The organism is Pistricoccus aurantiacus (assembly GCF_007954585.1).
Classification (GTDB): domain Bacteria; phylum Pseudomonadota; class Gammaproteobacteria; order Pseudomonadales; family Halomonadaceae; genus Pistricoccus; species Pistricoccus aurantiacus.
In genome coordinates this window covers 1,342,185-1,367,252 of the sequence record NZ_CP042382.1, presented here as the reverse complement: position 1 = coordinate 1,367,252, position 25,068 = coordinate 1,342,185, and the positions used below count along the sequence as shown (strand labels likewise).

Here is a 25,068-nt window from a genome sequence, read left to right as displayed (position 1 = left end):
TCATGAACCCGGATCTCGACGCCCTGCAGCCCTATCCCTTCGAAAAGCTCGCGAAGCTGATGCGAAGCGTCGCCCCGCCAACGGATCGTTCTTTTATCAGCCTGACCATCGGCGAGCCGCAGCACGCACCGCCCGCCCGAGTGCTCGAGATCCTGCACCGTCATCAGGCGGACTTCGCCCGCTATCCCGCCATCGCCGGACTTCCCGAGCTGCGCCAGGCGATCGCCGACTGGGCGACCCGCCGTTTTGATCTGACCGGTCTAGATCCCGCCGCTCAGGTGCTGCCGGTCAACGGCACCCGGGAGGCGATCTTCGCCTTCGCCCAGGCAGCGCTGGACCGCTCGCGACCGGCCCGAGTGGCGATGCCCAATCCCTTCTATCAGATCTACGAAGGGGCCACGCTGTTGGCCGGAGGCAAACCCCTGTATCTGGATTGCACCGCGGAGCAGGACTTTCGCATGGATCTGGACAGCGTGACGCCGTCCACCTGGCGAGACGTGCAGTTGGTATTCGTCTGCTCCCCGGGCAACCCCAGCGGCGCGGTCACTCCCATGGAAGACTTCAAGCGGCTGATCGAGCTGGCGGACGAATTCGATTTCATCGTCGCCTCCGACGAATGCTATTCCGAGCTCTATCTCGACGAGGCCGCGCCGCCCCCGGGGCTGCTGCAGGCCTGTGCGGCACTGAGTCGTCACGATTATCGCCGCTGTCTGGTGTTTCACTCCCTTTCCAAGCGCTCGAACCTGCCCGGGCTACGCTCCGGCTTCGTCGCGGGTGATGAGCGCCTGATCGCTCCCTTCAAGCGCTATCGCACCTATCACGGCTGCGCCATGTCGCTGCCGCTGCAACACGCCTCGATCAGCGCCTGGCAGGACGAAGCCCACGTCAAGGCCAACCGGGACGCCTATCGAGAAAAGTTTGCCGCCGTAGGCGAAATTCTTGCCCCGGTGATGGATTTTCCCAGGCCACGCGCGAGTTTTTACCTGTGGCCGGCGGTGCCCGGCGGCGATGACGAAGCCTTTGCTCAAAAGCTTTGCGCCGAGGAAAACGTCGCGGTGCTGCCCGGGGCCTACATGGGGCGAGCCAACGCCCAGGGCATCAACCCCGGCGCCGGGCGGGTTCGCCTGGCCCTGGTGGCGGAGCTTGAAGCCACTATTGAAGCCGCTCGGCGTATTCGTCGCTTCATCGATCGCTGATTCCATTTCTATTGTTCAAGAACCATTCAAGAACCCTTCAAGAGGACATTCCCATGCTGAGCTTCGCTCTCGGTACCGGCACCCAGAATACCCAAGGCGACTGGCTGGAAATCTACTATCCGGCGCCGATCTTCGAACCCGACGGCTCGCTTGTCGAAGCGGCCCGCAAGACCCTGGACGCCCCTTCCGGCAATGCGGCGATCAGCTTCCTGCCGGAGCACTGCGCCGATCTGGCCCAGGCGCTCAAGGACGCCGGCCACTCTGATCAGGCGGAACTGGCGGAAACCTTCGCCAATGCCCAGCGCCCGCTGGTGGCCATGTTCCTGGAAAACGACCTGCCCCCGCAAAGCGCGCCGGAGGTGTACCTCAAGCTGCACCTGCTCTCCCATCGGCTGGTCAAGCCCCATGACCTGGATCTGACCGGCATGTTCGGACTCTTGCGTAACGTCGCCTGGACCAGCGAAGGCCCCATCGATATCGAGGAACTGCCGGCACGGCGGCTCAAGGCGCGGCTGGAAGGCCGCCATATCAGCGTGGACTGCGTCGACAAGTTCCCCAAGATGGCGGACTACGTGGTGCCCAAGGGCGTGCGCATCGGCGATACCGCCCGAGTGCGCCTGGGGGCCTATCTCGGCGAGGGCACCACGGTGATGCACGAAGGCTTCGTCAACTTCAACGCCGGCGCGGAAGGCCCGGGCATGATCGAGGGCCGTATCTCCGCCGGGGTGATGGTGGGCAAGGGTTCTGACCTGGGTGGCGGCTGCTCCACCATGGGCACCCTGTCCGGCGGCGGCAATATCGTCATCAAGGTCGGCGAAGGCTGTCTGATCGGCGCCAACGCGGGTATCGGCATTCCCCTGGGCAACCGCTGCACCGTGGAATCCGGGCTCTACGTCACCGCCGGGGCCAAGGTGGCGGTGCTCGACGACCAGGGCCAGGAAGTCGAGACCGTGGTCGCCCGGGAGCTAGCCAATCAGGACGACCTGCTGCTTAGGCGCAACTCCGTCAGCGGGCGCATAGAGTGCCTGACCAACAAGAGCGCCGTCGCCCTCAACGAGGCGCTGCATGCCAACGACTGAGCCCGACGGCCTGTCCGCCACGCTGCGGCTTGCCATGGACCTGATTCGGCGGCCCTCGGTGACCCCGGACGACGCCGGCTGCCAGGCGCTGATGATAGAGCGTCTCGAGCGGCTGGGGTTTCGCATCGAACGCCTGCCCTTCGGCGACGTGGAAAACTTCTGGGCAATGCGTGGCCATCACGGCCCGATACTGGCCTTCGCCGGCCACACGGACGTGGTGCCCAGCGGCCCGGAAACCCAGTGGCAGTATCCGCCCTTCGAACCGCGTATCGACAGCCAGGGCATGCTCTGCGGTCGCGGCGCCGCGGACATGAAAGGCAGCCTGGCGGCGATGATCACCGCGGTGGAGCGTTTCATCGATGCCCATCCGGATCACCCCGGAAGACTCGCCTTCCTGATCACCTCGGACGAGGAAGGCCCGGCGGTGGACGGCACCCGGGCGGTGGTGGAACACCTGCGGGAAGCTAACGAACGGCTGGACTACTGCATCGTCGGCGAGCCGTCTTCGACCCGATATATCGGTGACATGATCAAGAATGGGCGACGTGGCTCCCTGGGCGGCGTGCTGCGGGTTCAGGGCATTCAGGGCCATGTGGCCTATCCGCAGCTGGCGCGCAACCCGATCCACGAAACGGCGCCGGCGCTGGACGCCCTGACTCGGGAACACTGGGACGACGGCAACGCCTTCTTTCCCGCCACCAGCCTGCAGATTTCCAATATCCGCGCCGGCACCGGAGCCACCAACGTGATTCCCGGCGAACTGGAAGCGGTCTTCAACTTTCGCTACTCAACGGAAGTCACCCACGAGCAGTTGAAGGAGCGTACTCATCGGCTGCTCGATGCCCACGGCCTCGACTACCACCTGGACTGGACCCTCAACGGCGAGCCCTTCCTCACCGCCGAGGGCGAGCTGGTGGATGCCGCCCTGGCCGGGGTCGAAGCCGTTACCGGGCGGCGACCGACGCTTTCCACCGCCGGCGGCACCTCGGACGGCCGCTTCATCGCCACCCTGGGCGCCCAGGTGGTGGAACTCGGTCCGCTCAACACCACCATCCACAAGATCGACGAGCGGGTTCGCGCCGCGGACCTGGATCGCCTGAGCGATATCTACGTCGCCATCCTCGAGCGCCTGTTCCTTAAGGAGTGCCTTTGATGCAGCGTTATCCGGATATCGAAATCTATCTGGCCGAAGCGCCGATCGAGGCCCTGAATGCCTGGCTCGGCGAGACGCTGGATGCGCCGCCGCTGGAGGCCGTCGGTAAGTACAAGTGGCGAGCCACTGGCCGGATCGCCGGCAAGACGATACCGATCCTGCTGATGGAGCGCGCCGCGGACGGCTTCGCCAGCCTCTGGCTGGACAGCGGCGCGACCCCTTGGCCACGAGACGTGGATTGCGCCCGGGAGGCCGCCAGGCAGCTAGGCTGTGAGGTGCGCTGCTCCCTGGGCGGCTGGCAGCCAGGAGACAACCCGGACCGTTTCTGGCGAGTCCTGCCGAACGGCGAGGAAGATGCCATAGACTGGCCGGATTCGGGGCGTTAGCTGGTTCAACCGATCAACACAAGGAAGTGACTCTCATGGCAAAGGAATCCAAGGCGGTGATCTATGCCGCGCTGGCGGGCAACCTGGCGATTGCGGTGACCAAATTCGTCGCCGCCGCCATCACCGGAAGCTCAGCCATGCTTTCGGAAGGCATCCACTCTGTGGTGGACACGGGCAACCAAGGACTGCTGTTACTGGGACTGCATCGCGCGAAACGCCCGGCCAGCCCGGAGTTTCCCTTCGGCCACGGCCAGGAGGTATATTTCTGGAGCTTCGTGGTGGCACTGCTGATCTTTGCCATCGGCTCCGGGGTTTCCCTCTACGAAGGCGTCATTCATATTCTCTCACCCACCCCTATCGAGTCGCCGCTGGTCAACTATGTGGTGCTGGGGCTGGGAGTTCTATTCGAGGGCGCCTCCTGGGCCTTCGCCCTCAACAGCTTCCGCAAGGCCAAAGGCAAATGGAGCTACGTGGAAGCGGTGCACCGGGCCAAGGACCCATCTACCTTCGTGGTGGTGTTCGAGGATTCCGCCGCGCTTCTGGGCCTGCTCGCCGCGCTTGCCGGCGTGGCGCTGAGCCAGTGGACCGGCAACCCGATTTTCGACGGTATCGCCTCCTTGGTCATCGGGCTGATTCTCGGTGGCACCGCCATCTGGCTGGCCATCGAGACCAAGGGCCTCTTGATCGGCGAAAGCGCCAATCGTGCCGTGGTGGAGGACATTCGCCGGCTGGCGAAGGCGGCGAACGAGGTGGAAGAGGTCAACGAGGTGCTGACCATGCACATGGGGCCGGACTATATTCTGGTGACCCTAAGCGTGCGCTTCGTCCGTGGCACTCCCGCGGAGCGTATCGAGAACGCCATCGTCACGCTTGACCGCCGCATCAAGCGCGAGCACGCGGCGATCAAGCGGGTCTTCGTCGAGGCGGAGGCGAGACGCGGCGTCGACGAGCTGCCCGGCACTGCATCCAAACAAAAGGCCCCCGAATAAAACGAAAACGCCCCGAACCTGTCGGGGCGCCAGCATGAACCGCAGCGGATCAGGTGATGACGGTGACGTCGTCCGCCTGCAACCCGCGCTCGTTTTCGGTCACATAGTAGCGCACCTTCTGGCCTTCCGCCAGGGTACGGTGACCGCGACCGCGAATGGCGCGAAAGTGCACGAACACATCCTCGCCGTTATCGCCGGTAATGAAACCGTAGCCCTTGTTGACGTTGAACCATTTGACCTCGCCGATCTCCCGATCGTCGTTCTCGACTTCCGCCAGATTGACCAGCTTCGGCGTCAACAGATTCAGCGCCAGGGTGGCGAAAAACAGCACCACGAAGACCGCCAGCGCCGTGGTCAGATATAGCGTGACGATACCGTCGACCTCGACGAGACCGATGAACAGCTCCCGAGACAGCTCGCCGCCAATGAAGGAAACGAACAGCGCGATCAACAGGGGGGCCGGCGCGCAAAACAATAAACTGATTAAGATGCAGCGAAGCAAGACCTTGAAATTCATGGACCTCGAAATCTCTTGTTATGCCAGTCGGTCAGGCAATGGATGACGGATGAAACAAGTCAATGACATGAAAATACCCACAGGCAAGAAGGCGTGCGGGTATCGGCTTTAACTCACGACGGTGTCGCGATGAACGATGATACGCAACCTGCGGATTCTAGCATGACGAACCGGGACTCGCTCGCCTCCCGGGAGGCTCGACTGGAAGCGCGACTCATTGATCTGGAAAGCCGCCTGGCCTACCAGGAACACTGGCTGGACGCGCTGGACAAGACCTTGACGGATCAGCACCGACGGCTGGAAACCCTCGAGCGGCTGGGAGAACTGCTGCGCCAACGCCTACGGGAACAGCAGCAGGCGCTGGCGAGTCATGATGGCGAGTTTCAACCCCGGGATGAAACGCCGCCGCACTATTAAGAGCGACCCCGAAGCCGGTCGACCCCTGATCGATGGCGTCATGATTTTGTCATCTAACTGCGCTGTAATGGTGCGGCAACAATACAACAATCACTGATTCGATAGCGACGACAGAGATGACTATGACCGCCAAGACCGTGCTTATCGTCGATGACGAGGCGGCGATTCGCGACATGATTGCCCTGGCCCTCGAGCTGGACGGCTATCAATATCTCGAGGCCGCCAACGCCCAGGATGCCCACGCCGTCATCGTCGATCACCGCCCCGATCTGGTGCTCCTCGATTGGATGCTGCCCGGCACCAGCGGTGTGCAACTGGCGAAACGACTCAAGCAGGACCCGGCCACCCGAGAACTTCCCATCGTTCTGCTGACCGCCAGGAGTGAGGAAGACAGCAAGATCCAGGGGCTCGAGGCCGGCGCCGACGACTACGTCACCAAGCCTTTCTCGCCTCGGGAGCTGATGGCGCGACTCAAGGCGGTGCTGCGCCGGAGCACCCCGGAGGGTATCGAGAAAGCGATCACCGTGGACGGCCTGACCCTGGATCCGGTCAGCCATCGCATCTTCTCCGGTGACCAGGAGCTGGAACTGGGCCCCACGGAGTTTCGCCTCCTGCAGTTCTTCATGGCTCATCAGGAACGTGCCTATACCCGCGGTCAACTGCTGGATCAGGTGTGGGGCGGCAATGTGTATATCGAGGAACGCACCGTGGACGTGCATATCCGCCGCCTGCGCAAGGCGCTGGGGCCGCGTCACGACGCGCTGATCCAGACCGTGCGTGGTACCGGCTATCGCTTCTCGGCATCGAACCGCCACTGACTTACAAGGAAAGGCGTGTGCTGGCTTTGTTACGTCCTGAGCTGTGGCATCTGAGCGTCTGGCTGCTGGCTGGGCTACTGCTGGGTTTCTGGCTGGACGCCTGGCTCGGCATGCTGTGTCTCGTCCTGCTGACGTATCTACTGATGCAACTGCGTCAGCTCGCGCGGCTGGTACGCTGGCTGGAGCGGGATGATGGCGCCGAGCCACCGGAGGCCGGGGGGCTCTGGGGCCGGCTCTTCGATATCCTGTGGCGCCGACAGCGCACGGCTCAAAGCGAAATCCACCGTCTCCAGGGGAGGCTAGCGCGCATCGAGGAATCCGGTCAGGCCCTGCGGGACGGGGTGGTGATGGTGGACGAACGCGGCGATCTTGAGTGGTGGAATCCGGCGGCACAGCGCTTTCTAGGCCTGCATCGGGACAAGGATCGTGGCCAGCCCATCCTCAACCTGCTGCGTGACCCGCACTTCGTCGCCTACTTCGAGACGGGGGTGTATCAAGCGCCCCTGCTGTTGCCTTCCCCGGTACTCGAGAAGGTTCAACTGGAATGTCAGATCACTCGATTCGGCGAGAACGAGCGTCTGATGGTGATTCGAGACGTCAGCCGTCAACAGCGCCTGGAGCGTATGCGCCAGGATTTCGTGGCCAACGTTTCCCATGAGTTGCGCACGCCCCTGACGGTGCTCGCGGGCTATCTGGAAACCTTCGTGGATGGCAGTCAGGACCTGCCGCCCCGCTGGCGGCGCGGGCTTGTTCAGATGCATCAGCAAAGCCGGCGCATGGAGCATCTGGTCAAGGATCTGCTGATGCTGTCACAGCTCGAGAGTAGTGTCCTCGAATCCGATCGTGAGCCCCTTCCCGTCGCACGCCTGCTGGAAAGCATTCGCCAGGATGCCCTGGCGGTGTCGGCGGAACAGTCTCATTCAGACGCCTCCCCATCAGGATCATCCCATTCGATTAGCCTCGAAGCCGATGCCCAGCTGTTCCTGCTCGGTTCGGAGCAAGAGTTGCGCAGCGCCATTTCCAATCTGGTGGTCAATGCGGTGAAGTACACCCCGCCGGGCACCGAGATCCTGCTTCGCTGGCAGTTGGAAAACGGTGGCGCGCGACTGGAGGTGATCGATAGCGGCAAGGGCATCGAACCACAGCACCTGGCGCGCCTGACAGAGCGTTTCTATCGCATCGACAAGGACCGATCGAGTACTACCGGCGGCACCGGGCTTGGCCTGGCCATCGTCAAGCATGTCATGCTTCGCCATCAGGGGCGTTTGGAGATTCGCAGCGAAGTCGGCGAGGGCAGTCGATTCATCTGCCATTTCCCGGCGTCCCGACTAGCCAATAGCTAGCGAGCCTCGGGGCAGGCATCAAGCTGTTAAGCCCACCCCGGCCTGCATTGCCGCCGAGCCTGAGCACCGAAGATAAAGCGCACCTCGCGCTCCAGAACCCTGGCACGCCCAGGCCTCCTGCTAGCCATAGCGCCCGGTGATGTAGTCCTCGGCCTTCTTGGTATGCGGGTTGGAGAACATCATCCGCGTATCGTTGTACTCGATCAGCTCGCCGAGGTGGAAGAAGGCCGTGTAGTCGGCCACCCGCGCCGCCTGCTGCATGTTGTGGGTCACCGTGACGATGGTGAACTGCTGCTTGAGCCTGTCCATCAGGTCCTCGATGGTCGCCGTGGAGATCGGGTCCAGCGCCGAGGTCGGCTCGTCCATCAGGATCACGTCCGGCTGCACCGCGATCGCCCGGGCAATGCACAGGCGCTGCTGCTGGCCGCCGGACAGGGAGGTGCCCTGTTGCTGAAGCTTGTCCTTGACCTCGTTCCACAGCCCGGCATCGCGTAGCGCCTGCTCCACCAGCTCATCCTGTTCCGCCTTGCGGCTCACCAGATCGTGCATGCGCGGCGCGTAGGCGACGTTCTCGTAGATCGACTTGGGAAACGGATTGGGCTTCTGGAATACCATGCCTACTCGTCGGCGCAGGGCGACCTCATCCATCCTGGGCTCGTTGACATCCCGCCCGTCCATCTCGATCAGCCCTTCTGTCCTGACATTGCGAATCAGATCGTTCATGCGATTCAGGCAACGTAGAAAGGTCGACTTGCCACAGCCGGAGGGGCCGATCACCGCGGTGACGTTCTTCTGATAGACATCGATATTGACGTTCTTGAGTGCCTGGCTGTTTCCATACCAGAGATTGAGATCACGCACGCGGACACTCAATTCGTGGCGCGCGTCCTCGTTGGTATGCACGGGTCTCCCCTGCGAGAACGCTTGCGCCGGCGGCGCTGGCTCGACCTCGGCGCTGACAATCTGTTCGTTGAGCATAAGAGCTTCCTGTTCAAGCGCTGGCTTACCAGCGGCGTTCAAATTTCTTGCGCATCCATACCGCCGTGGCATTGAGCGAGATGAGCACGGCGAGCAGGACCAGAATGCCGCCGGCGGTCTTCTCGACGAAGGCGCGATCCGGCTCGCCGGCCCAGGTGAAGATCTGGGCGGGCATCACCGTCGCCGCATCGGTAAACGACACCGAGACGTCGGGAATGAAGGCCACCATGCCGATGATGATCAGCGGCGCCGTTTCGCCCATGGCCTGGGCCATGCCGATGATCGAGCCGGTGAGGATGCCCGGCAGCGATACCGGCAAGACATGATCGCGCACCACCTGCCAGCGCGAGCAGCCCACGCCGAACGCCGCTTGGCGAATGGCATCCGGCACGCTGCGCAAGGCAGTACGGGTGGTGATGATGATCACCGGTAGCGTCATCAGCGCCAGGGTCAGCCCCCCGACCAGCGGTGTCGAGCGTGGTACGCCGAAGAAGTTGATGTAGATGGCCAGCCCCAGCAAGCCGAACAGGATCGAGGGTATCGCGGCCAGGTTGTTGATATTGATCTCGATGGTCCGGGTCAGCCAGTTGTCGTAGGCAAACTCCTCGAGATAGACCGCGGTCATGACGCCGATGGGGAAACACACCAGCATGGTCACGATCAGCGTCATGACCGTGCCCATGGCGGCAGCGGCGATCCCGGCCAGCTCCGGCATCTTGGAGTCGCCGGAGGTGAAGAAGCGGGTATTGAACTTCAACTCCGCCCGCCCTTGCTTCGCCAACTCATCGATCACTGGCCGCTGACTTTCCTTGAGCGCCGAGTGGTTGCCCTTGAGATACTGATCTACCGCGCTATCCGCCAATACCCACTCCAGGCGGGTGACACCCATCAGGTCGGGGTTGTCACGCATCCGCCTGGGCAGGGTCCGCAGAAAGCCACGGCTGACCAGACGGTGTACATCCTCGCTCACTGCCGCCGGCGGCATCTCCTGGCTCCGTTCGCTGTAGCTGACCTCGACCTGGATCTGCGCCTGCTGGAAGGCCGGCAAGCCCTTGACCAGCATGTCGGCGATGAACATCACCAGAAAGGACGCCGCCAGTGCCAACGCACCCATCGACACCCACTTGAGCCAGGCCGACTTGCGGTGGCGGTTCCTGAGCTGAGCGGTGATCTCATCGAAGGATTGACTCATATCTCCCTGCTCCTCGATATCATAGGTCGTTGGTGCGATATTTTTCACGGAAGCGACGAATCATGATCACCGAGACCATATTCAGCGCCAGTGTCACCACGAACAGCACCAATCCCAGGGCGAAGGCGGAGAGCGTCTCGGCGCTCTCGAACTCCTGGTCACCGGTCAGGGCAGCGACGATACGCACGGTGACGGTGGTCATGTCTTCCAATGGATTGGCGGTCAGGTTGGGCCGCATGCCGGCAGCCATGACCACGATCATGGTCTCCCCCAGGGCTCGGGAAACCGCCAGCAACGACGCCGAGATGATGCCGGGTGTGGCGGCGGGCAGCACGACACTGGCAATGGTCTCGGCCTTGGTCATGCCCAGCGCCAGGGAGCCCTGACGCATGCTGTCCGGCACCGCATTGATCACGTCATCGGAGAGTGACGAGATGAACGGAATGATCATGATGCCCATGACGATCCCCGGGGCCAGGGCGTTGTTGAACGACGCCTCCAGCCCAAAGAAGCCGGCGACATCGACGATAATCGGCGCCACGGTAATGGCGGCAAAGAAGCCATACACTACCGTGGGGATGCCGGCGAGCACTTCCAGTACCGGCTTGGCCAGGTTCCGCACTCGGGCCGGGGCGAACTCGGCCATGTAGATGGCTGCCAAAAGCCCGACCGGGATCGCCACCAGCATCGCGATCAGCGTGATGATAAAGGTACCGGCAAACAGCGGTACCGAGCCGAACTGGGCCGCGCTGGCATTTTCGGCGCCACGCCCGGCGGCGGCCAGGAAGCTGTTGCCCGGCGCCCAGGTGGTACCGGTGATGAAGTCCCAGAAGCCCTGCATCTGGAAGAATCGCACCGCCTCGAACACGATCGAGATCAGAATCCCCAGGGTAGTGACGATCGAGACCAGCGCCGCCGCCGCCAGAATCCCATGGATCACTCGCTCGATGGCCTGACGTGCGTGAAAATCCGGACGCACCTGCACCAGGCCGACGAGCAAGCCGATAACGGCTACCGCCAGACTGGCGCCAAGCAGATAGAGTATGGGAATATCCGCCCCGAGCAACAGCAAAACGAAGGCGCCCAAGGCAGCCGCCAATAGCGCAGGGCCAGCGGTGCTCAATACCGAAAACCAGGCATACTGATCCGGTTGCGCCACCATCGCTGTGCCATTCATGCGCAGATGTGAGGCGCGTGCCCGCGCCAGGAAGAAGGCAGCCAACCCCAGGGCGATGAGCACGGCGGAGAACAGCAGATAAATTTGGTTGGTCAGCATCAAAACGCTCTTGAAACTTTCGTGAGATGACCCCGAATCCACGGGTCCTTATCATCGGCACGGGCCGACAGCCAACGCCATCGACCCATTCTCAGGCTTCGAAGGCGCCTACTTCAGCGCTGAAAGCTCAAGCTTTTCCTTACCCTCCACCGCGTCGCGCTCAGCTTGACGCTCCTCTTCCGGCAGCGGGATCAACCCCAACCCCTGGAGGTAGCCCATTGGCGAGATCATCTGCTCGCTCATGAACAGGTTGGCGTACTCGTACATCGCCGGCACTTCATCGGCATGCTGATTCTTGAGGTAGAAGAACAGCGAACGTGATACCGGATATTCACCGGAGCTGATCGCCTCGGGCTCGGGTGCCACGCCATCGATCGACGCACCGTTCAAGGTATCGGTATTCGCTTCCAGGAAGGAGTAACCGAAGATACCGAATGCCTCGGTGTTCTCGCTGAGGCGCTGAACGATCAGGTTGTCGTTCTCGCCGGCGTCGACGTAGGCACCATCGGAACGAATGTCGGTGTAGGCTTCGCCTCCGTAGGCGTCCATGTCTTCCGAGGCGGCTTCCATGACCAGTTCCTCGAAGGCGTCGCGGGTACCGGAGGTGGTAGGCGGCCCATAGACCATGATCTCGCGGTCCGGCAGCGATGAATCGATATCGCTCCATTTCTTGTAGGGGTTATCGACTATTTCGCCATTCTTGCCATCATTCTGGGGTACCTTGGCAGCCAGTGCCTTGAACAGCTGCTCGCGGGTCAGGTTCAGTGACTCGTTGCTGCTCGACTGGGCAAAGGCGATGCCGTCATAGCCGATCTTGGCTTCGGTGATATCGGTAACGCCGTTTTCCTGGCAGCGCTCGAACTCCGAGGTTTTCATGCGCCGCGAGGCGTTGGTGATGTCCGGCGTGCCCTCACCGACGCCGTTGCAGAACAGTCGCAGGCCGCCGCCGGAACCGGTGGACTCGATTACCGGGGTAGGATAATCCGTGGTGGCACCGAACTCCTCCGCAACATAGCTGGCGAACGGATAGACGGTGCTGGACCCGACGATACGCACCTGATCCCGTGCTTGAGCGATGCCAGCGACGCTGAAGACGGCGGCGGCGATGGCAGTTGTCGTGAAGATGCGATTCATGCGCTAACTCCTGTCGATGAGGGTATTCAACCTTCGCGAAACACAGCATGCCAAGCGAAGATGACAGGTTCATGACAGAAGACAGCCTTGTGCTGCAAGAAAAGATCGGGCGTTGAGACCATGGGGTCGGGGCTGATCAGACGCTGCTTGCCAGCGTTGATCAACCGCCAGGGGGCGCGTCTGGAGATTCGTAGAGAAATCGGCGGGGGAAGTCGATTCGACTGCCGTTTCCCGGCAGCCCGACTGACGAGCGAGCGATTTGCCGGATTGTCACCGAACGGGGGACTCGCGTTCAGGTCGCGTCGCGCCTATCGGGCTCCTCCAGGCTGGCTTCGATCGCCTCGAAACTGGCGTGGCGCACGTCGGTGCCCCGCACCAGATAGATCACGCACTCGGCCAGGTTGTTGGAATGATCCCCGATGCGCTCCAGGGCCCGCAGCACCCACATGATATTGAGGACCCGCGAGATCGCTCGCGGGTCCTCCATCATGAAGGTGACAAGGGCGCGGGTGGCGCTGCGATACTCCATATCCACCGCCTGGTCTTCCTGTAATACGGCCAGCGCCAGCTGCGTATCGAAACGGGCAAAAGCGTTCAAAGCATCCTGCAGCATGTGACGCACTTGATAGCCGATGTGGCGAGCTTCCGCGTAGCCGCGTGGCGCAGCCCCCTCTTCGACCAGTTGCATGGCATGCCGGGCGATCTTCTGAGCTTCGTCGCCGATGCGTTCGAGGTCCGAGGTGGCCCGGGTGACCGCCAGCACCAGACGCAGATCCGAGGCCGCCGGTTGGCGACGGGCGAGAATCCGCGTGCATTCCTCGTCGATGTCGATCTGCATCTGGTTGACCCGATGGTCATTGAGCCGCACGTCGTCGGCCACGGCGTAATCACTCTCGATCAACGCGGAGATGGCATTGCCAACCTGTTGTTCGACCAGCCCCCCCATGGCCAGCAGGCGGGTACGTATGGCTTCCATCTCATGGTTGAACTGCCGGGATATATGCGTGGAATGCGGGGCGGTCGTCGGGGTCATGAGCAATGTCTCTCGATGATGGTGTCCAAGGGTACCGCTTTTTGCGGAAGCTTTTTCGTTGCGCGACATCATGGCGACCCAGTATGACAGCCTGATGACGCCAGCGCTGCAACGACCCGGGTCGACTACGCCAGGCCGTCCAGATAGCGCTCCGCGTCCAGGGCCGCCATGCAGCCGCTGCCGGCGGAGGTGATCGCCTGGCGATAGACGTGATCCATGACGTCGCCGCAGGCGAAGACCCCGGGCACGCTGGTGGCGGTGGCGTTGCCGTCGAGGCCGGAATGGACGCGGATATAGCCCCCCTGCATCTCGAGCTGACCCTCGAATAGTTGGGTGTTGGGGGTGTGGCCGATGGCGATGAAGAGTCCCGGCGCCTGGATCTCCTTGATGCTGTCATCTTGGGTAGAACGCAGCCGCACGCCGGTCACGCCGCTCTCGTCTCCCAGCACCTCTTCCACGCCGTGATTCCATTCCACGCGAATATTGTCATGGGCGATCTTCTCGAACAGCCGGTCCTGGAGGATCTTTTCCGCCCTAAGGCTGTCCCGGCGGTGCACCAGGGTGACGCTGGAGGCGATATTCGACAGGTACAGAGCCTCCTCCACGGCGGTATTGCCGCCGCCGACCACCACCACGTCCTGATTGCGATAGAAGAAGCCGTCGCAGGTGGCGCAGGCGGATACCCCCTGACCCATGAACCTCTGCTCCGAGGACAGGCCGAGATAGCGGGCGCTGGCGCCGGTGGCGATTATCAGGGTATCGCAGCTGTAGTGGCCATTATCGCCCTTGAGCAGGAAGGGTCGCTCCAGCAGCTGGACTTCGTTGACATGATCGAACACCACCTCGGTATCGAAGCGCTCCGCGTGACGTTTCATGCGCTCCATCAGCTCCGGACCCTGCACGCCCTGGTCGTCCCCTGGCCAGTTGTCCACGTCCGTAGTGGTAGTCAGCTGGCCGCCGGCCTGCATGCCGGTGATCAGCAGCGGCTTGAGGTTGGCCCGGGCGGCGTAGACCGCGGCGGTATAGCCTGCCGGGCCGGACCCCAGAATGATCATACGCTCGTGGCGCACCTCGCTCATGGCGAACTCCTATAAACCTGTTCATGGGAACGAAAACGCATTCTACCAACGCAAGAAGCGGCCCGCAGGCCGCTTCATCAAGGCAATGGTATATCGGCTTGCCTTACAGCTCGTTGAAGTGCTTGCCAAGATACTTGGCGACGCCTTCAGCGTTGTCCTGCATGCCTTCCTCGCCTTCATCCCAGCCCGCAGGACAGACCTCACCGTGCTCCTGATGGTGCTTGAGCGCCTTGACCATGCGCAGCATCTCGTCGACGTTGCGGCCCAGGGGCAGGTTATTGACGGTCTGGTGCTGCACGATGCCGTCCTCGTCGATCAGGAAGGACGCGCGCAAGGCGACGCCGGCTTCCGGATGCTCGATACCGTAGGCCTGAGCGATCTCGTGCTTGACGTCGGCCACCATGGGAAAACCGACCTCACCGATGCCGCCGGCGTCCGGGGAGGTCTTGCGCCAGGCGTAGTGAGTGAACTGGGAATCGATGGAGACACCGATCACCTCGACGCCGAGCTCCTTGAACTGCGGCAGACGATTGTCGTGGGCGATGATTTCGGAGGGGCAAACAAAAGTGAAGTCCAAGGGCCAGAAGAACAGCACCCGCAGCTTGCCGCTGCTGTTGGACAGCTTGAAGTTCTCGACGATCTTGCCCTCACCGGTGACGGCGGCGGCTTCGAAATTTGGGGCTTGACGACCAACCAATACGCTCATCATTTCTCCTTGGTAAAAAAACCGGACCGCTGAAAGCGGCCGTTCATGGATCGAATACAACTGATCAAGTAAGTGGGTCTAGGCTAAGCGCGGCGAGCCAACAAACCAATTTGATTGCTCCAATGAACCATATAGGGTTTGGCTATGTTCAACCGAAGTTTTCAAACGATATCGTCATCCCGACCGATATTGATCCCTTCAAAATCGCCGTTCATTTCGTTGACCGCCACGGCGACCTGAATCGGCGCGCAGCAACGTGGGCAATCTTCCCAGGTGGCGTGACTTCCCTGACTGACATCCACCAGCAGTTCGAAACCGGAACTGCAATAAGGACAGTTGACCGCGACGGAGCTCAGCATTTCCTCATTCATGACGCGTCCCCTCGAGAATGACGCATCGCCTATGTAGCTATCGACAATGGAGGCGATGCGGAAAAATTCAAGTGCTGCCGAACCCCATGTCTGATTCCATCGACGAGGGTTCTGTGCTTAGCATAGTCGCTGAATGAGCTAGACTTGAAAGTAATGGCGGCAGTGACCATGTAATTGATTAGCTGTTAAAAATATAAACACCGGGAAAGGATGCATGACCTTTCGCTCTTCATGAGGAGGAGAACATGAGTAACAAGACCACGCCTGATACCTTGAAGTCCCTCGAGGTAGGCGGCGCCACCTATCATTACTACAGCCTGTCAAAGGCGGCGGATGCCTTGGGCGATATCAAGCGCCTGCCCAAGACTCTCAAGGTGCTGCTGGAGAATCAGCTGCGCTTCGCCGAAGATGAAAGCGTCGCCCAAGAGGACTTGCAGGCCTTGGTGGACTGGCAGAAGGACGCCCGCTCCGACCGGGAGATCGGCTATCGACCGGCCCGGGTACTGATGCAGGATTTCACCGGCGTGCCCGGGGTGGTGGATCTCGCGGCGATGCGCGACGCGGTGGAAAAACTCGGCGAGAACCCTACCCGCATCAACCCTCTCTCTCCGGTGGATCTGATCATCGACCACTCGGTGATGGTGGATGAGTACGGCAGTCCCAGCGCCTTTCGCGACAACGTCGCCATCGAGATGGAGCGCAACAAGGAGCGTTACGAATTCCTGCGCTGGGGCCAGCAGGCCTTCGACAACTTCCGCGTGGTGCCGCCGGGTACCGGCATCTGCCACCAGGTCAACCTGGAATATCTGGGCAAGACGGTCTGGACCAAGGAGGTCGAGGGCAAGACCTATGCCTTTCCGGACACTCTGGTCGGCACCGACTCCCACACCACCATGATCAACGGCCTGGGGATTCTCGGCTGGGGCGTAGGCGGTATCGAGGCGGAAGCCGCCATGCTCGGCCAGCCGGTGTCGATGCTGATTCCCGAGGTGGTCGGCTTCAAGCTCACCGGCAAGCTCAAGGAAGGTATCACCGCCACGGACCTGGTGCTGACGGTCACCCAGATGCTGCGCAACAAGGGCGTGGTAGGCAAGTTCGTCGAGTTCTACGGCGACGGCCTGAAGGATCTGCCGCTGGCGGATCGCGCCACCATCGCCAACATGTCGCCGGAATACGGCGCCACCTGCGGCTTCTTCCCGGTGGATGATGAAACCTTGCGCTATCTGCATCTGACCGGTCGCGACGACGATCAGGTCGCCTTGGTGGAAGCCTACTGCAAGGAACAGGGTCTGTGGCGTGAGCCCGGCGACGAGCCGATCTTCAGCGATACGCTCGAGCTCGATATGGACGACGTGGAAGCTAGTCTGGCCGGCCCCAAGCGTCCCCAGGATCGGGTGGCGCTTTCCGACATGAAAGCCACCTTCGAAAAGCTGCTTGAAGAAGATTCCAAAGGCGAGCCTACCCCCGTGGGTGAAAAGGAAAGATCGTCCGAGGAAAAGGGGCGACTGTTCTCTGAAGGAGGACAGACTGCGGTAGGGGTCGGAAACAGCTATTTCGAACGCACCAACAGCCAGGACGTCAGTCACGAAGGCCAGGATTTCAAGCTGCATCCCGGCGCGGTGGTGATCGCTGCCATCACTTCCTGCACCAACACCTCCAACCCCAGCGTGATGATGGCCGCCGGGCTACTGGCTCGCAACGCGGTGAAGAAAGGGCTCAAGACCAAGCCCTGGGTCAAGACGTCCCTGGCGCCGGGTTCCAAGGTAGTCACCGAATACCTGGCGGCGGCCAATCTGCAGGAAGACCTTAACGAGCTCGGCTTCAATCTGGTGGGCTACGGCTGCACTACCTGCATCGGCAACTCAGGACCGCTGGCGGACGCCATCGAAAAGGCCATCACCGACGGCGATCTGACCGTGGCCTCGGTGCTTTCCGGCAACCGCAACTTCGAAGGCCGCATTCACCCGCTTTCCCCGACCAACTGGCTAGCCTCGCCGCCCCTGGTGGTGGCCTACGCCCTGGCGGGCAACGTGCGTCTCGATCTGACCAGCGAACCCCTGGGGGAGGACAAGGACGGCAAGCCGGTCTACCTGAAGGATATCTGGCCTTCTCAGTCGGAAATTGCCGACGCGGTGGAGAAGGTCAAGACCGACATGTTCCGCAAGGAATACGCGGCTGTCTTCGACGGGGACGACCAGTGGAAGAGCCTCGAGGTGCCGGACAGCAAGGTCTACGAGTGGTCGAAGGATTCCACCTATATCCAGCATCCGCCCTTCTTCGAGGGCATGGGCAAGGAGCCGGAAGCGGTAGCGGACGTCAAGGACGCGCACATCCTGGCGCTGCTCGGCGACTCAGTGACCACGGACCATATCTCACCGGCGGGCTCCATCAAGCCGGACAGCCCCGCAGGACGCTATCTGCAGGATAAAGGCGTCAAGCCCGCGGACTTCAACTCCTACGGCTCCCGCCGGGGTAACCATGAGGTGATGATGCGCGGTACCTTCGCCAACGTGCGCATCAGAAACGAGATGCTCGACGACGTGGAAGGCGGCTTCACTCGTCACGTGCCTTCCGGCGAGGAAATGGCCATCTACGACGCGGCGATGAAGTACGCCGAGGAGGATACGCCGCTGGTGGTGGTGGCGGGCAAGGAATACGGCACCGGCTCCTCCCGGGACTGGGCGGCCAAGGGAACGCTGCTGCTCGGGGTTCGCGCGGTACTGGCGGAGTCCTACGAGCGTATCCACCGCTCCAACCTGATCGGCATGGGGGTGGCGCCGCTGCAGTTCCCGGAAGGCGAGGATCGCAAGTCCCTCGGCCTGACTGGCGATGAAACCATCTCCATCGAGGGCCTCAACGAGCTCAAGCCCGGCAGCAAGGTCAAGGTGACCGTCAAGAGCGACAAGGGCGAGAAGAAACTCGATGCGCTATGCCGTATCGATACCGTCAACGAACTCGAGTATTACCGTCACGGCGGTATCCTGCACTATGTGCTGCGCAGCATGCTCGACTGATCGCGCTTTCGATCACTACTGAAACGCGAACCCCGCCATCACGGCGGGGTTTTCCTTTGTATTCTCTAGCTCAAGTTCGATATCAGTAGGCCCGACGGCGATATTCCCGATAGCTTGGCTGCCAGACGTTGCGGGCGATGGATTTCCATAGAACGTCATCATCGCTTTTCATCGGCACCACATTGTCTTCCTGAGCCTGCTTGGCCACGTCGAAGGCAATGTGCTTGCTGATCTCGCGAATATCGCTAAGCGCCGGGAGCAAGGCGCCTTCACCGTACTTGACGATGGGGGCGTGCTTGGCCAAGGCGTTGGAGGCGGCCATCAGCATATTGTCGGTAACGCGCCGCGCGCCGCAGGCCACGACCCCCAGGCCGATGCCCGGAAAGATATAGGCGTTGTTGCACTGGGCGATGGCATGGGTCTTGCCATGCAGGATGACCGGATCGAAGGGGCTGCCGGTGGCGACCATCGCCTCACCGTTTGTCCAGGTAAGCACCTCCTCCGGGGTCGCCTCGACTCGAGACGTCGGATTGGAAAGCGGCATCACCACGGGTTCGGCGCAGCCCTCGTGCATGGCCTTGATCACGGTCTCGTTGAACAGTCCGCGCTGGCCGGAAACCCCGATCAGGATGGTGGGCTTGATCTGCTTGACCACGCTGAGCAGGCTGGCATCTTCCCAGTGCTGGATCTCCTCCGGGTCGTGGGCCAGTCGCTGCTGAAAACTCCACAGTCCTCCCATATCACTGACCAGGAGGCCATAGCGATCCACCATGTAGATACGCTTTCTGGCCTCCTTTTCGTCCGAGCCCTCCGCCACCATGGCGACGATGATCTGCTCGGCGATACCGCAGCCCGCGGAGCCGGCGCCGACGAAAACGATGCGCTGATCGCTCACCTTCTGACTGCGCGCCTTGCAGGAGGCCATCAGGGTCCCCACGCAGACTGTGGCGGTGCCCTGGATATCGTCGTTGAAGCAGCACAGCTTGTTTCGATAACGCTCGAGAAGCGGCATGGCGTTGGTCTGGGCGAAATCCTCGAACTGCAGCAATACGCCGGGCCAGCGACGCTTCACCGCAGCGATGAAATCCTCGAGAAACGCATTGTATTCTTCCTGGCTGATCCGCTTGTGGCGCCAGCCCATGTACATGGGATCATCAAGCAGCACCTGGTTGTTGGTCCCCACATCCAGCATGATCGGCTGGGTATAGGCGGGGCTGATGCCGCCACAGGCAGTATAGAGCGACAGCTTGCCGATAGGGATGCCCATGCCGCCGATGCCCTGATCCCCAAGCCCAAGGATGCGCTCCCCATCCGTGACCACGATGACCTTCACCTTGTCCCGGATGGAACAGCGCAGGATATCGTCCATGCTGTCCCGATCCGGATAGGAAACGAACAGGCCCCGGTGATTACGATAGATATTGGAAAACTCCTCGCAGGCCTCCCCCACCGTCGGGGTATAGATGATCGGCAGCATCTCTTCCAGGTGCTCTTCCAGCAGCCGATAGAACAGCGTCTCGTTGTCGTCTTGAATGGCGCGCAGATAAACGTGCTTGTCCAGATCGCTACGACATTGGCGGTACTGGCGATAGGCGCGCTCCAGCTGCTCTTCGATGGTTTCCACGTTGCGCGGCAAGAGCCCGTCGAGATTGAAGGCTCTTCGCTCCGCCAGACTGAAGGCACTACCCTTGTTAAGCAACGGCATTTCCAGCAGGGAAGGGCCGGCGTAGGGAATATAGAGAGGGCGTTTGGCTTCGATGGTCATATTCATCTCGTGCGATAGCTAAGGAAGGCGGGCCCGCAATGCCCTGCGGCATCTCGCCTCCTACTTTAGCACGCCACATGAAAAAGACAGTGCCGCCATCAGCCGTCGGGCTTGCACATCGCACTCTCGGCATTGGCCGATGCCCCGCGCCGGACGCCAGCGAATACGACAGTCGCACCGTAGAGCAGCAAAAAGACGGCGGCGCCCAGCAGCATCGCCATGCCCGGGCGCCAACCGAGATGATTACCCAACGCCAGCATGCCGAGCATCAGCGCAATCGCACCCACCAGGGGATAAGGAAGCGAAGCGGGAGGTTTCTCGAGTTCGAAGTGCTTTTTCATGGGAGCTCCTCTGGGCAGAAAAGGCCGAGCGGCCTGGTTAACCTAGAGAATAGCGAACCCTGGTCATGACTAAAAAGTATTTAAAAATCCATATCTATTCAAAAAGGTAATAAATGAATCGATCAAACAAACCGTCCCAGCCCCACGACCTGTCTCAATCGATCCATGAAAGGCGCCGCCTCCGCCCGGGCCTTCTCAGCGCCTTTCGCCAGCACTCGTTCGATGTACGCCGGGTCTTCCATCAGGGCCTGATAGCGTTCGCGGGGATCGCGTAGCTGGGCGTTGAGCAATTCGAACAGTTCGTTCTTCGCGTCGCCCCAGCCGATACCCTCGACGTAGCGTCGGCGCATGGCTTCACTCTGTTCGCGAGTGGCAAAAGCGCGGTAAATCTGAAAAATCGTGCAGCCCTGTGGATCCTTGGGCTGTCCGGGCTCCAGAGAATTGGTCTTGATCTTGCGAATCAGCTTCAGAAGCTTCTTTTCTGACACGAACAGCGGAATGGTGTTGTTGTAGCTCTTTGACATCTTGCGCCCGTCCAGGCCACCGAGCACCTCGACATGCTCATCCACCACCGCCTGAGGCGCGGTAAAGTACTCGCCGCGATAGAGATGATTGAAGCGACCGGCGATATCTCGCGCCATTTCCAGATGCTGCACCTGATCGCGACCCACCGGCACCTTGTGTGCGTTGAACATCAGGATATCCGCGGCCATCAGCACCGGATAGCCGAACAGCCCCATGGTGACTCCCCTGTCCGGATCTTGGTTGCCCGCGGCCTCGTTCTCCGCCACCGCCGCCTTGTAGGCATGGGCGCGATTCATCAACCCTTTTGCGCAGACACAGGACAAAAGCCAGGTCAGCTCGGGAATCTCGGGAATATCCGACTGGCGATAGAAGACGGCGTTATCCGTATCCAGCCCCAGGGCCAGCCAGGTGGCGGCGATTTCCAGCCGCGAATCCCGTATCCGCTGGGGATCCTGACTCTTGATCAAGGCGTGCAGGTCCGCGAGGAAATAATAGGAGCGAACGTTGGGATCCTGGCTAGCCTCGATGGCGGGCTTGATGGCGCCGACATAGTTGCCAAGATGTGGCGTGCCGGTGGTGGTGATTCCGGTAAGAACGCGAGTCTTGTTCATGAAGGTGGGGTGATCCGCTGACGTGAAAAGCAAGAAGCTAAATTGAGAGTGTTCAGTGTAACGCGCCGCTCTCGGCAAGGCGACCGGGGCAGCAGTGGCCCGAGATTCACGCCTCGTCGACTCGCACGCGCCCATAAGCCATCAGGTATTCCTCGGGAACCCTTCTTGCGCGGCCGCTGGAAAGCGCGATGCAGGCATAGCGAGTACGCGCTCGCAGCAAGGTTATGCCGTCCGTCCGGCGGCGCAGTTGAAAGCGACGAACAAGCACCAGGCGCCCCACCTCGACGATCCAGGTCGCCATTTCCAGCCGGTCACCGAGAAACGCCGGAGCCAGATAATCGAGCTCGTGGCGATGCACCACCATGGCCCTATCCAGCACGCGATAGCGGGCCAGATCGAGGCCCAGGGAAGCGGAGTGGGCCCAGCTTGCCTGCTGCACCCAGCGCAGGTATTCCGCGTTGTTGGCGTGGCCATATTCGTCGATGGCGTTAGCATCCACTTCAAGCGGAATCACACAGGGGTCCGGCAGATCCCAGCTCATCGCAGCTCCTCGATGGTCATACCGCATCGCCAGCAGGTATCGAAGACGCCGGCCAGGCGCTCACCACAGCCCGGGCAGAGCCAGTCCGGCTGGACCCGACTGGGGCCGCTCAATGCTTCATGCACCAATATCCCGGCGCGCTCGAGATTGTGCGGCGCCACCCACACTTCCGGCTCGCACTCGTTGATCGGCAACTCCCCCGCTCCGCCGCTCAGAGTCAGGTTGCGCAACTCCGACGCCAGACCCGCCGCCTGCAGCACGTTGAATACATGGCTGACCAGCAAGGCGTTGGAATGGGAGAACACCCGCACGAAACCCGGCGTCATGGCGCGACCGGCTCGCTCATTGGCATGTGATGCTGATTGACATGACAAGGCATCAATCTCGGAACACCCTCACGCCCAAGGCCTTCAAGTACGCGGTTTCCGGGATGGCCGGGTGGATCGGATGATCCGGTCCTTGATGGCCCTGGAAGATTATCTGGCCATTGCGATCCTGATGGCGCAACGCGCCGCGCACGCATTCGGTCAGGCGATCCATGCTCAAATGCAGAGAACTCGAAGCACTCAGCAGCAGGCTATCGTTGCTCAGCAAGCGAATGGCTTCCCGGTTCAACTGGCCGTAGGCACGCTCACCCCGAGTGACATCTTTGCGACGGCGAATGAAGGGCGGCGGATCGAGAATCACCACATCGAAGCGTTCGCCTTCCGTCTTGAGCGCGGCCAAGGCTTCAAAAGCGTCTTCCTCGAGGACACTCACCCGGTCTTCAACGTCGTTGAGCGCGGCATTTTCCCGCGCTCCGTTCAGCGCCTGGGCATCGTTGTCGATGCACAACACCTGACTGGCGCCATGGGTCGCCGCCTGCACGCCCCAAGAGCCGGTATAGCTGTAGACATCCAGTACCCGCTTGTCCTTTACAAAGGCGTTGAGCCAGGCGCGATTGCTGCGATGATCGAAAAACCAGCCGGTGCGCTTGCCATCCAGCACCGGCACGCTGAAACGCACGCCGTTTTCCTCGACGATGACCGGCTCCGTCAGTTCGCCCTTGACCACTTCGACTTTGGACTCAAGCTGTTCGCGACGACGACCGGTGGAGTCATTCTTGAACACGATGACCCGGGGGGAAAGCACCTGATCCAGCGCTTCGATGACGTCCTGACCCGCCAGCTCCATGCCCAGGGTGTTGAGTCGCACCACCAGCACATCGTCGAAGCGGTCGATGATCAGCCCCGGCAGCAGATCGCCTTCGCTATTGATCATTCGGTAATAAGGCTTGTCGAACAGCCTCTTGCGCAGGCCAAGCGCCTGGTTGAAGCGGTGTACCAGCAGAGAACGATCGAGACGCAGATCCGGATTGCGAGTGACCACCCGGGCGCAGATCAGCGAGTTGGGATTGACGTAGGCGATACCCATGGGCTTGCCGTTGGCGGCTTCGACCACCGCCCGAGCCCCGGGCTTGATGGACTTGAGCGGCGTGGCCTGGACATCGATCTCATTGGAATACAGCCACAGATGTCCCGCCTTGAGGCGACGGTCGGCGTTGGGTTTCAGGCGCAAGCGTTGAATCACGAGACTCTCCGACACGAATGGGAGCAATACAGGGGGTTAGTCTATCGCACCCTAATGATGCTGTCCTCAAGGCCGATCGACCTAGGACTGGCAGATACGGCAGAACACGCTGGCCCGCTGCCCCAGCGTCACCGCCCGCAGCTCGGCGCCGCAGCGCCGGCAGGGCAACCCGGCGCGGCCGTAGACGTTGAGCCGCTGGGCGAAGTAGCCCGGCTCCCCGGTGCCGCTGACGAAGTCCCGCAGGGTCGTGCCGCCCTGGGTGATGGCCGCCGTCAGCACTTCCTTCACCGCCGCCGCCAGCCGGTCGTAACGTTCCCGAGCGATGCGCCCCGCCTCTCGGCGCGGATCGATACCCGCCAGGAACAGCGCTTCGCTGGCGTAGATATTGCCGACCCCCACCACCACGGCGTTATCCATCAGGAAAGGCTTGACCGCCAAGCGCCGGCCACGAGAAAGCCGGTAGAGCCGTTCGCCATCGAAAGTCTCGGAAAGGGGCTCGGGCCCCAGCCGAGCCAGGCGCGAGTCGCTGTCGACAGTGCCCTTTAGCCAATCGACGAAACCGAAGCGCCGGGGATCGTGATAGCGCAGCACCCGTCCGCCATCCATCACCAGATCGATATGGTCGTGCTTTCTGGGAGGTTCGCCCAGATTGACGATGCGCAGGCTGCCGGACATGCCCAGATGCCAGAGAAGCGTCGCGGGCTCTTCCCCCTCTCTGGGTTCCAGTGGAACCAGCAGATACTTGGCCCTCCGGGAAAGCGTGCCGACGCGCCGACCGACCAAAGCATTCTCCAGTCCCTCCGGCACCGGTACCCGAAAGCTGCGCTGGCGCAGGACGACCTCGCTGATTTCCCGACCCTCCACATAGGGCGCGATACCACGACGAGTGGTTTCAACTTCCGGCAATTCAGGCATGGGCAGGCATCCTGATCTTCACGTTTTCTTCACGTTTTCCTCGCGCTTTTGTTTCCCGCTTTTATCTCTTGCTACGCAAGAACCCGGCACGGGGCCGGGTTCTCGGACAGGCTTGCGCCT

25 protein-coding genes are annotated in these 25,068 nt (G+C 61.5%); 9 read left to right on the top strand and 16 right to left on the bottom strand.

Annotated elements, in window-relative coordinates:
* Window positions 1-2: 2 nt before the first annotated feature.
* Genes dapC through FGL86_RS06600 form a run of 5 tightly spaced genes read left to right on the top strand, consistent with a single transcriptional unit; the run spans window position 3 to window position 4,803 of the window.
* Window positions 3-1,196 (top strand): succinyldiaminopimelate transaminase, encoded by a 1,194-nt coding sequence (gene dapC / locus FGL86_RS06620; protein WP_147183840.1) that lies wholly within the window; start codon window positions 3-5, stop codon window positions 1,194-1,196.
* A 53-nt stretch (window positions 1,197-1,249) separates the two neighbouring features.
* The gene (gene dapD / locus FGL86_RS06615) at window positions 1,250-2,275 is read left to right on the top strand and encodes a 2,3,4,5-tetrahydropyridine-2,6-dicarboxylate N-succinyltransferase (RefSeq protein WP_147183839.1); all 1,026 of its coding nucleotides are present in this window, start codon (window positions 1,250-1,252) and stop codon (window positions 2,273-2,275) included.
* Complete coding sequence (gene dapE / locus FGL86_RS06610) at window positions 2,262-3,428, top strand: succinyl-diaminopimelate desuccinylase (RefSeq protein ID WP_147183838.1); 1,167 nt, start codon at window positions 2,262-2,264, stop codon at window positions 3,426-3,428. Before dapD ends, dapE begins: the two co-directional genes overlap by 14 nt.
* Window positions 3,428-3,814: a hypothetical protein gene (locus tag FGL86_RS06605; RefSeq protein ID WP_186764487.1), complete on the top strand. Its 387-nt coding sequence runs from the start codon at window positions 3,428-3,430 to the stop codon at window positions 3,812-3,814. Before dapE ends, FGL86_RS06605 begins: the two co-directional genes overlap by 1 nt.
* Window positions 3,815-3,849: 35 nt before the next feature.
* The gene (locus tag FGL86_RS06600) at window positions 3,850-4,803 is read left to right on the top strand and encodes a cation diffusion facilitator family transporter (RefSeq protein ID WP_147183836.1); all 954 of its coding nucleotides are present in this window, start codon (window positions 3,850-3,852) and stop codon (window positions 4,801-4,803) included.
* Between the two features lie 49 nt (window positions 4,804-4,852).
* Here the strand turns inward: FGL86_RS06600 and FGL86_RS18265 are convergent, their stop codons facing one another.
* A complete protein-coding gene (locus FGL86_RS18265) occupies window positions 4,853-5,320 on the bottom strand; it encodes a cold-shock protein (protein WP_147183835.1) in 468 nt (155 codons plus the stop codon).
* A gap of 162 nt (window positions 5,321-5,482) precedes the next feature.
* On the opposite strand from FGL86_RS18265, the gene FGL86_RS06590 reads away from it, so the two are divergent.
* From FGL86_RS06590 to phoR, 3 genes are all read left to right on the top strand, one after another.
* Window positions 5,483-5,737, top strand: coding sequence for a SlyX family protein (locus FGL86_RS06590; protein WP_246131749.1), 255 nt, complete (start codon window positions 5,483-5,485; stop codon window positions 5,735-5,737).
* Between the two features lie 122 nt (window positions 5,738-5,859).
* Window positions 5,860-6,555, top strand: coding sequence for a phosphate regulon transcriptional regulator PhoB (phoB, locus tag FGL86_RS06585; RefSeq protein ID WP_147183833.1), 696 nt, complete (start codon window positions 5,860-5,862; stop codon window positions 6,553-6,555).
* A 17-nt stretch (window positions 6,556-6,572) separates the two neighbouring features.
* Window positions 6,573-7,898 (top strand): phosphate regulon sensor histidine kinase PhoR, encoded by a 1,326-nt coding sequence (phoR, locus tag FGL86_RS06580; RefSeq protein ID WP_222433803.1) that lies wholly within the window; start codon window positions 6,573-6,575, stop codon window positions 7,896-7,898.
* A gap of 120 nt (window positions 7,899-8,018) precedes the next feature.
* Here the strand turns inward: phoR and pstB are convergent, their stop codons facing one another.
* The 8 genes from pstB to FGL86_RS06540 all read right to left on the bottom strand — a co-directional run bounded on the left by pstB (window position 8,019) and on the right by FGL86_RS06540 (window position 15,667).
* Window positions 8,019-8,876 carry a phosphate ABC transporter ATP-binding protein PstB gene (gene pstB, locus FGL86_RS06575; protein ID WP_246131748.1) on the bottom strand — a complete coding sequence of 286 codons (858 nt, stop codon included), beginning with the start codon at window positions 8,874-8,876 and terminating at the stop codon, window positions 8,019-8,021.
* Between the two features lie 25 nt (window positions 8,877-8,901).
* On the bottom strand, window positions 8,902-10,068 hold the full coding sequence (gene pstA, locus FGL86_RS06570; RefSeq protein ID WP_147183832.1) for a phosphate ABC transporter permease PstA: 1,167 nt from the start codon (window positions 10,066-10,068) through the stop codon (window positions 8,902-8,904).
* A gap of 19 nt (window positions 10,069-10,087) precedes the next feature.
* Window positions 10,088-11,344, bottom strand: coding sequence for a phosphate ABC transporter permease subunit PstC (gene pstC, locus FGL86_RS06565; RefSeq protein ID WP_147183831.1), 1,257 nt, complete (start codon window positions 11,342-11,344; stop codon window positions 10,088-10,090).
* A 108-nt stretch (window positions 11,345-11,452) separates the two neighbouring features.
* On the bottom strand, window positions 11,453-12,478 hold the full coding sequence (locus FGL86_RS06560; RefSeq protein ID WP_147183830.1) for a PstS family phosphate ABC transporter substrate-binding protein: 1,026 nt from the start codon (window positions 12,476-12,478) through the stop codon (window positions 11,453-11,455).
* A gap of 292 nt (window positions 12,479-12,770) precedes the next feature.
* A complete protein-coding gene (gene phoU, locus FGL86_RS06555; RefSeq protein ID WP_147183829.1) occupies window positions 12,771-13,511 on the bottom strand; it encodes a phosphate signaling complex protein PhoU in 741 nt (246 codons plus the stop codon).
* A 125-nt stretch (window positions 13,512-13,636) separates the two neighbouring features.
* Window positions 13,637-14,590, bottom strand: a complete 954-nt coding sequence (trxB, locus tag FGL86_RS06550; RefSeq protein WP_147183828.1) for a thioredoxin-disulfide reductase — start codon at window positions 14,588-14,590, stop codon at window positions 13,637-13,639.
* A 103-nt stretch (window positions 14,591-14,693) separates the two neighbouring features.
* Window positions 14,694-15,296 carry a peroxiredoxin gene (locus FGL86_RS06545; RefSeq protein ID WP_147183827.1) on the bottom strand — a complete coding sequence of 201 codons (603 nt, stop codon included), beginning with the start codon at window positions 15,294-15,296 and terminating at the stop codon, window positions 14,694-14,696.
* Between the two features lie 161 nt (window positions 15,297-15,457).
* Window positions 15,458-15,667 carry a zinc ribbon domain-containing protein gene (locus FGL86_RS06540; RefSeq protein WP_147183826.1) on the bottom strand — a complete coding sequence of 70 codons (210 nt, stop codon included), beginning with the start codon at window positions 15,665-15,667 and terminating at the stop codon, window positions 15,458-15,460.
* A 245-nt stretch (window positions 15,668-15,912) separates the two neighbouring features.
* On the opposite strand from FGL86_RS06540, the gene acnA reads away from it, so the two are divergent.
* Window positions 15,913-18,681, top strand: a complete 2,769-nt coding sequence (acnA, locus tag FGL86_RS06535; RefSeq protein WP_147183825.1) for an aconitate hydratase AcnA — start codon at window positions 15,913-15,915, stop codon at window positions 18,679-18,681.
* Between the two features lie 82 nt (window positions 18,682-18,763).
* Here acnA and FGL86_RS06530 read toward each other — a convergent pair whose 3' ends face one another.
* The 7 genes from FGL86_RS06530 to mutM all read right to left on the bottom strand — a co-directional run bounded on the left by FGL86_RS06530 (window position 18,764) and on the right by mutM (window position 24,948).
* Window positions 18,764-20,446 carry an NAD-dependent malic enzyme gene (locus FGL86_RS06530; RefSeq protein WP_147183824.1) on the bottom strand — a complete coding sequence of 561 codons (1,683 nt, stop codon included), beginning with the start codon at window positions 20,444-20,446 and terminating at the stop codon, window positions 18,764-18,766.
* Window positions 20,447-20,544: 98 nt separating this feature from the next.
* On the bottom strand, window positions 20,545-20,787 hold the full coding sequence (locus FGL86_RS06525) for a hypothetical protein (protein WP_147183823.1): 243 nt from the start codon (window positions 20,785-20,787) through the stop codon (window positions 20,545-20,547).
* Window positions 20,788-20,909: 122 nt separating this feature from the next.
* The gene (trpS, locus tag FGL86_RS06520; protein WP_147183822.1) at window positions 20,910-21,923 is read right to left on the bottom strand and encodes a tryptophan--tRNA ligase; all 1,014 of its coding nucleotides are present in this window, start codon (window positions 21,921-21,923) and stop codon (window positions 20,910-20,912) included.
* A 106-nt stretch (window positions 21,924-22,029) separates the two neighbouring features.
* On the bottom strand, window positions 22,030-22,464 hold the full coding sequence (locus FGL86_RS06515; RefSeq protein WP_147183821.1) for an acyl-CoA thioesterase: 435 nt from the start codon (window positions 22,462-22,464) through the stop codon (window positions 22,030-22,032).
* The gene (locus tag FGL86_RS06510; RefSeq protein WP_147183820.1) at window positions 22,461-22,790 is read right to left on the bottom strand and encodes a putative signal transducing protein; all 330 of its coding nucleotides are present in this window, start codon (window positions 22,788-22,790) and stop codon (window positions 22,461-22,463) included. The genes FGL86_RS06515 and FGL86_RS06510 overlap by 4 nt, the downstream gene beginning before the upstream one ends.
* Before the next feature lie 52 nt (window positions 22,791-22,842).
* Entirely contained in the window at window positions 22,843-24,033 is a 1,191-nt protein-coding gene (locus FGL86_RS06505; protein ID WP_147183819.1) for a class I SAM-dependent rRNA methyltransferase, read from the bottom strand.
* An 81-nt stretch (window positions 24,034-24,114) separates the two neighbouring features.
* Entirely contained in the window at window positions 24,115-24,948 is an 834-nt protein-coding gene (gene mutM, locus FGL86_RS06500; protein ID WP_147183818.1) for a bifunctional DNA-formamidopyrimidine glycosylase/DNA-(apurinic or apyrimidinic site) lyase, read from the bottom strand.
* Window positions 24,949-25,068 lie beyond the last annotated feature (120 nt).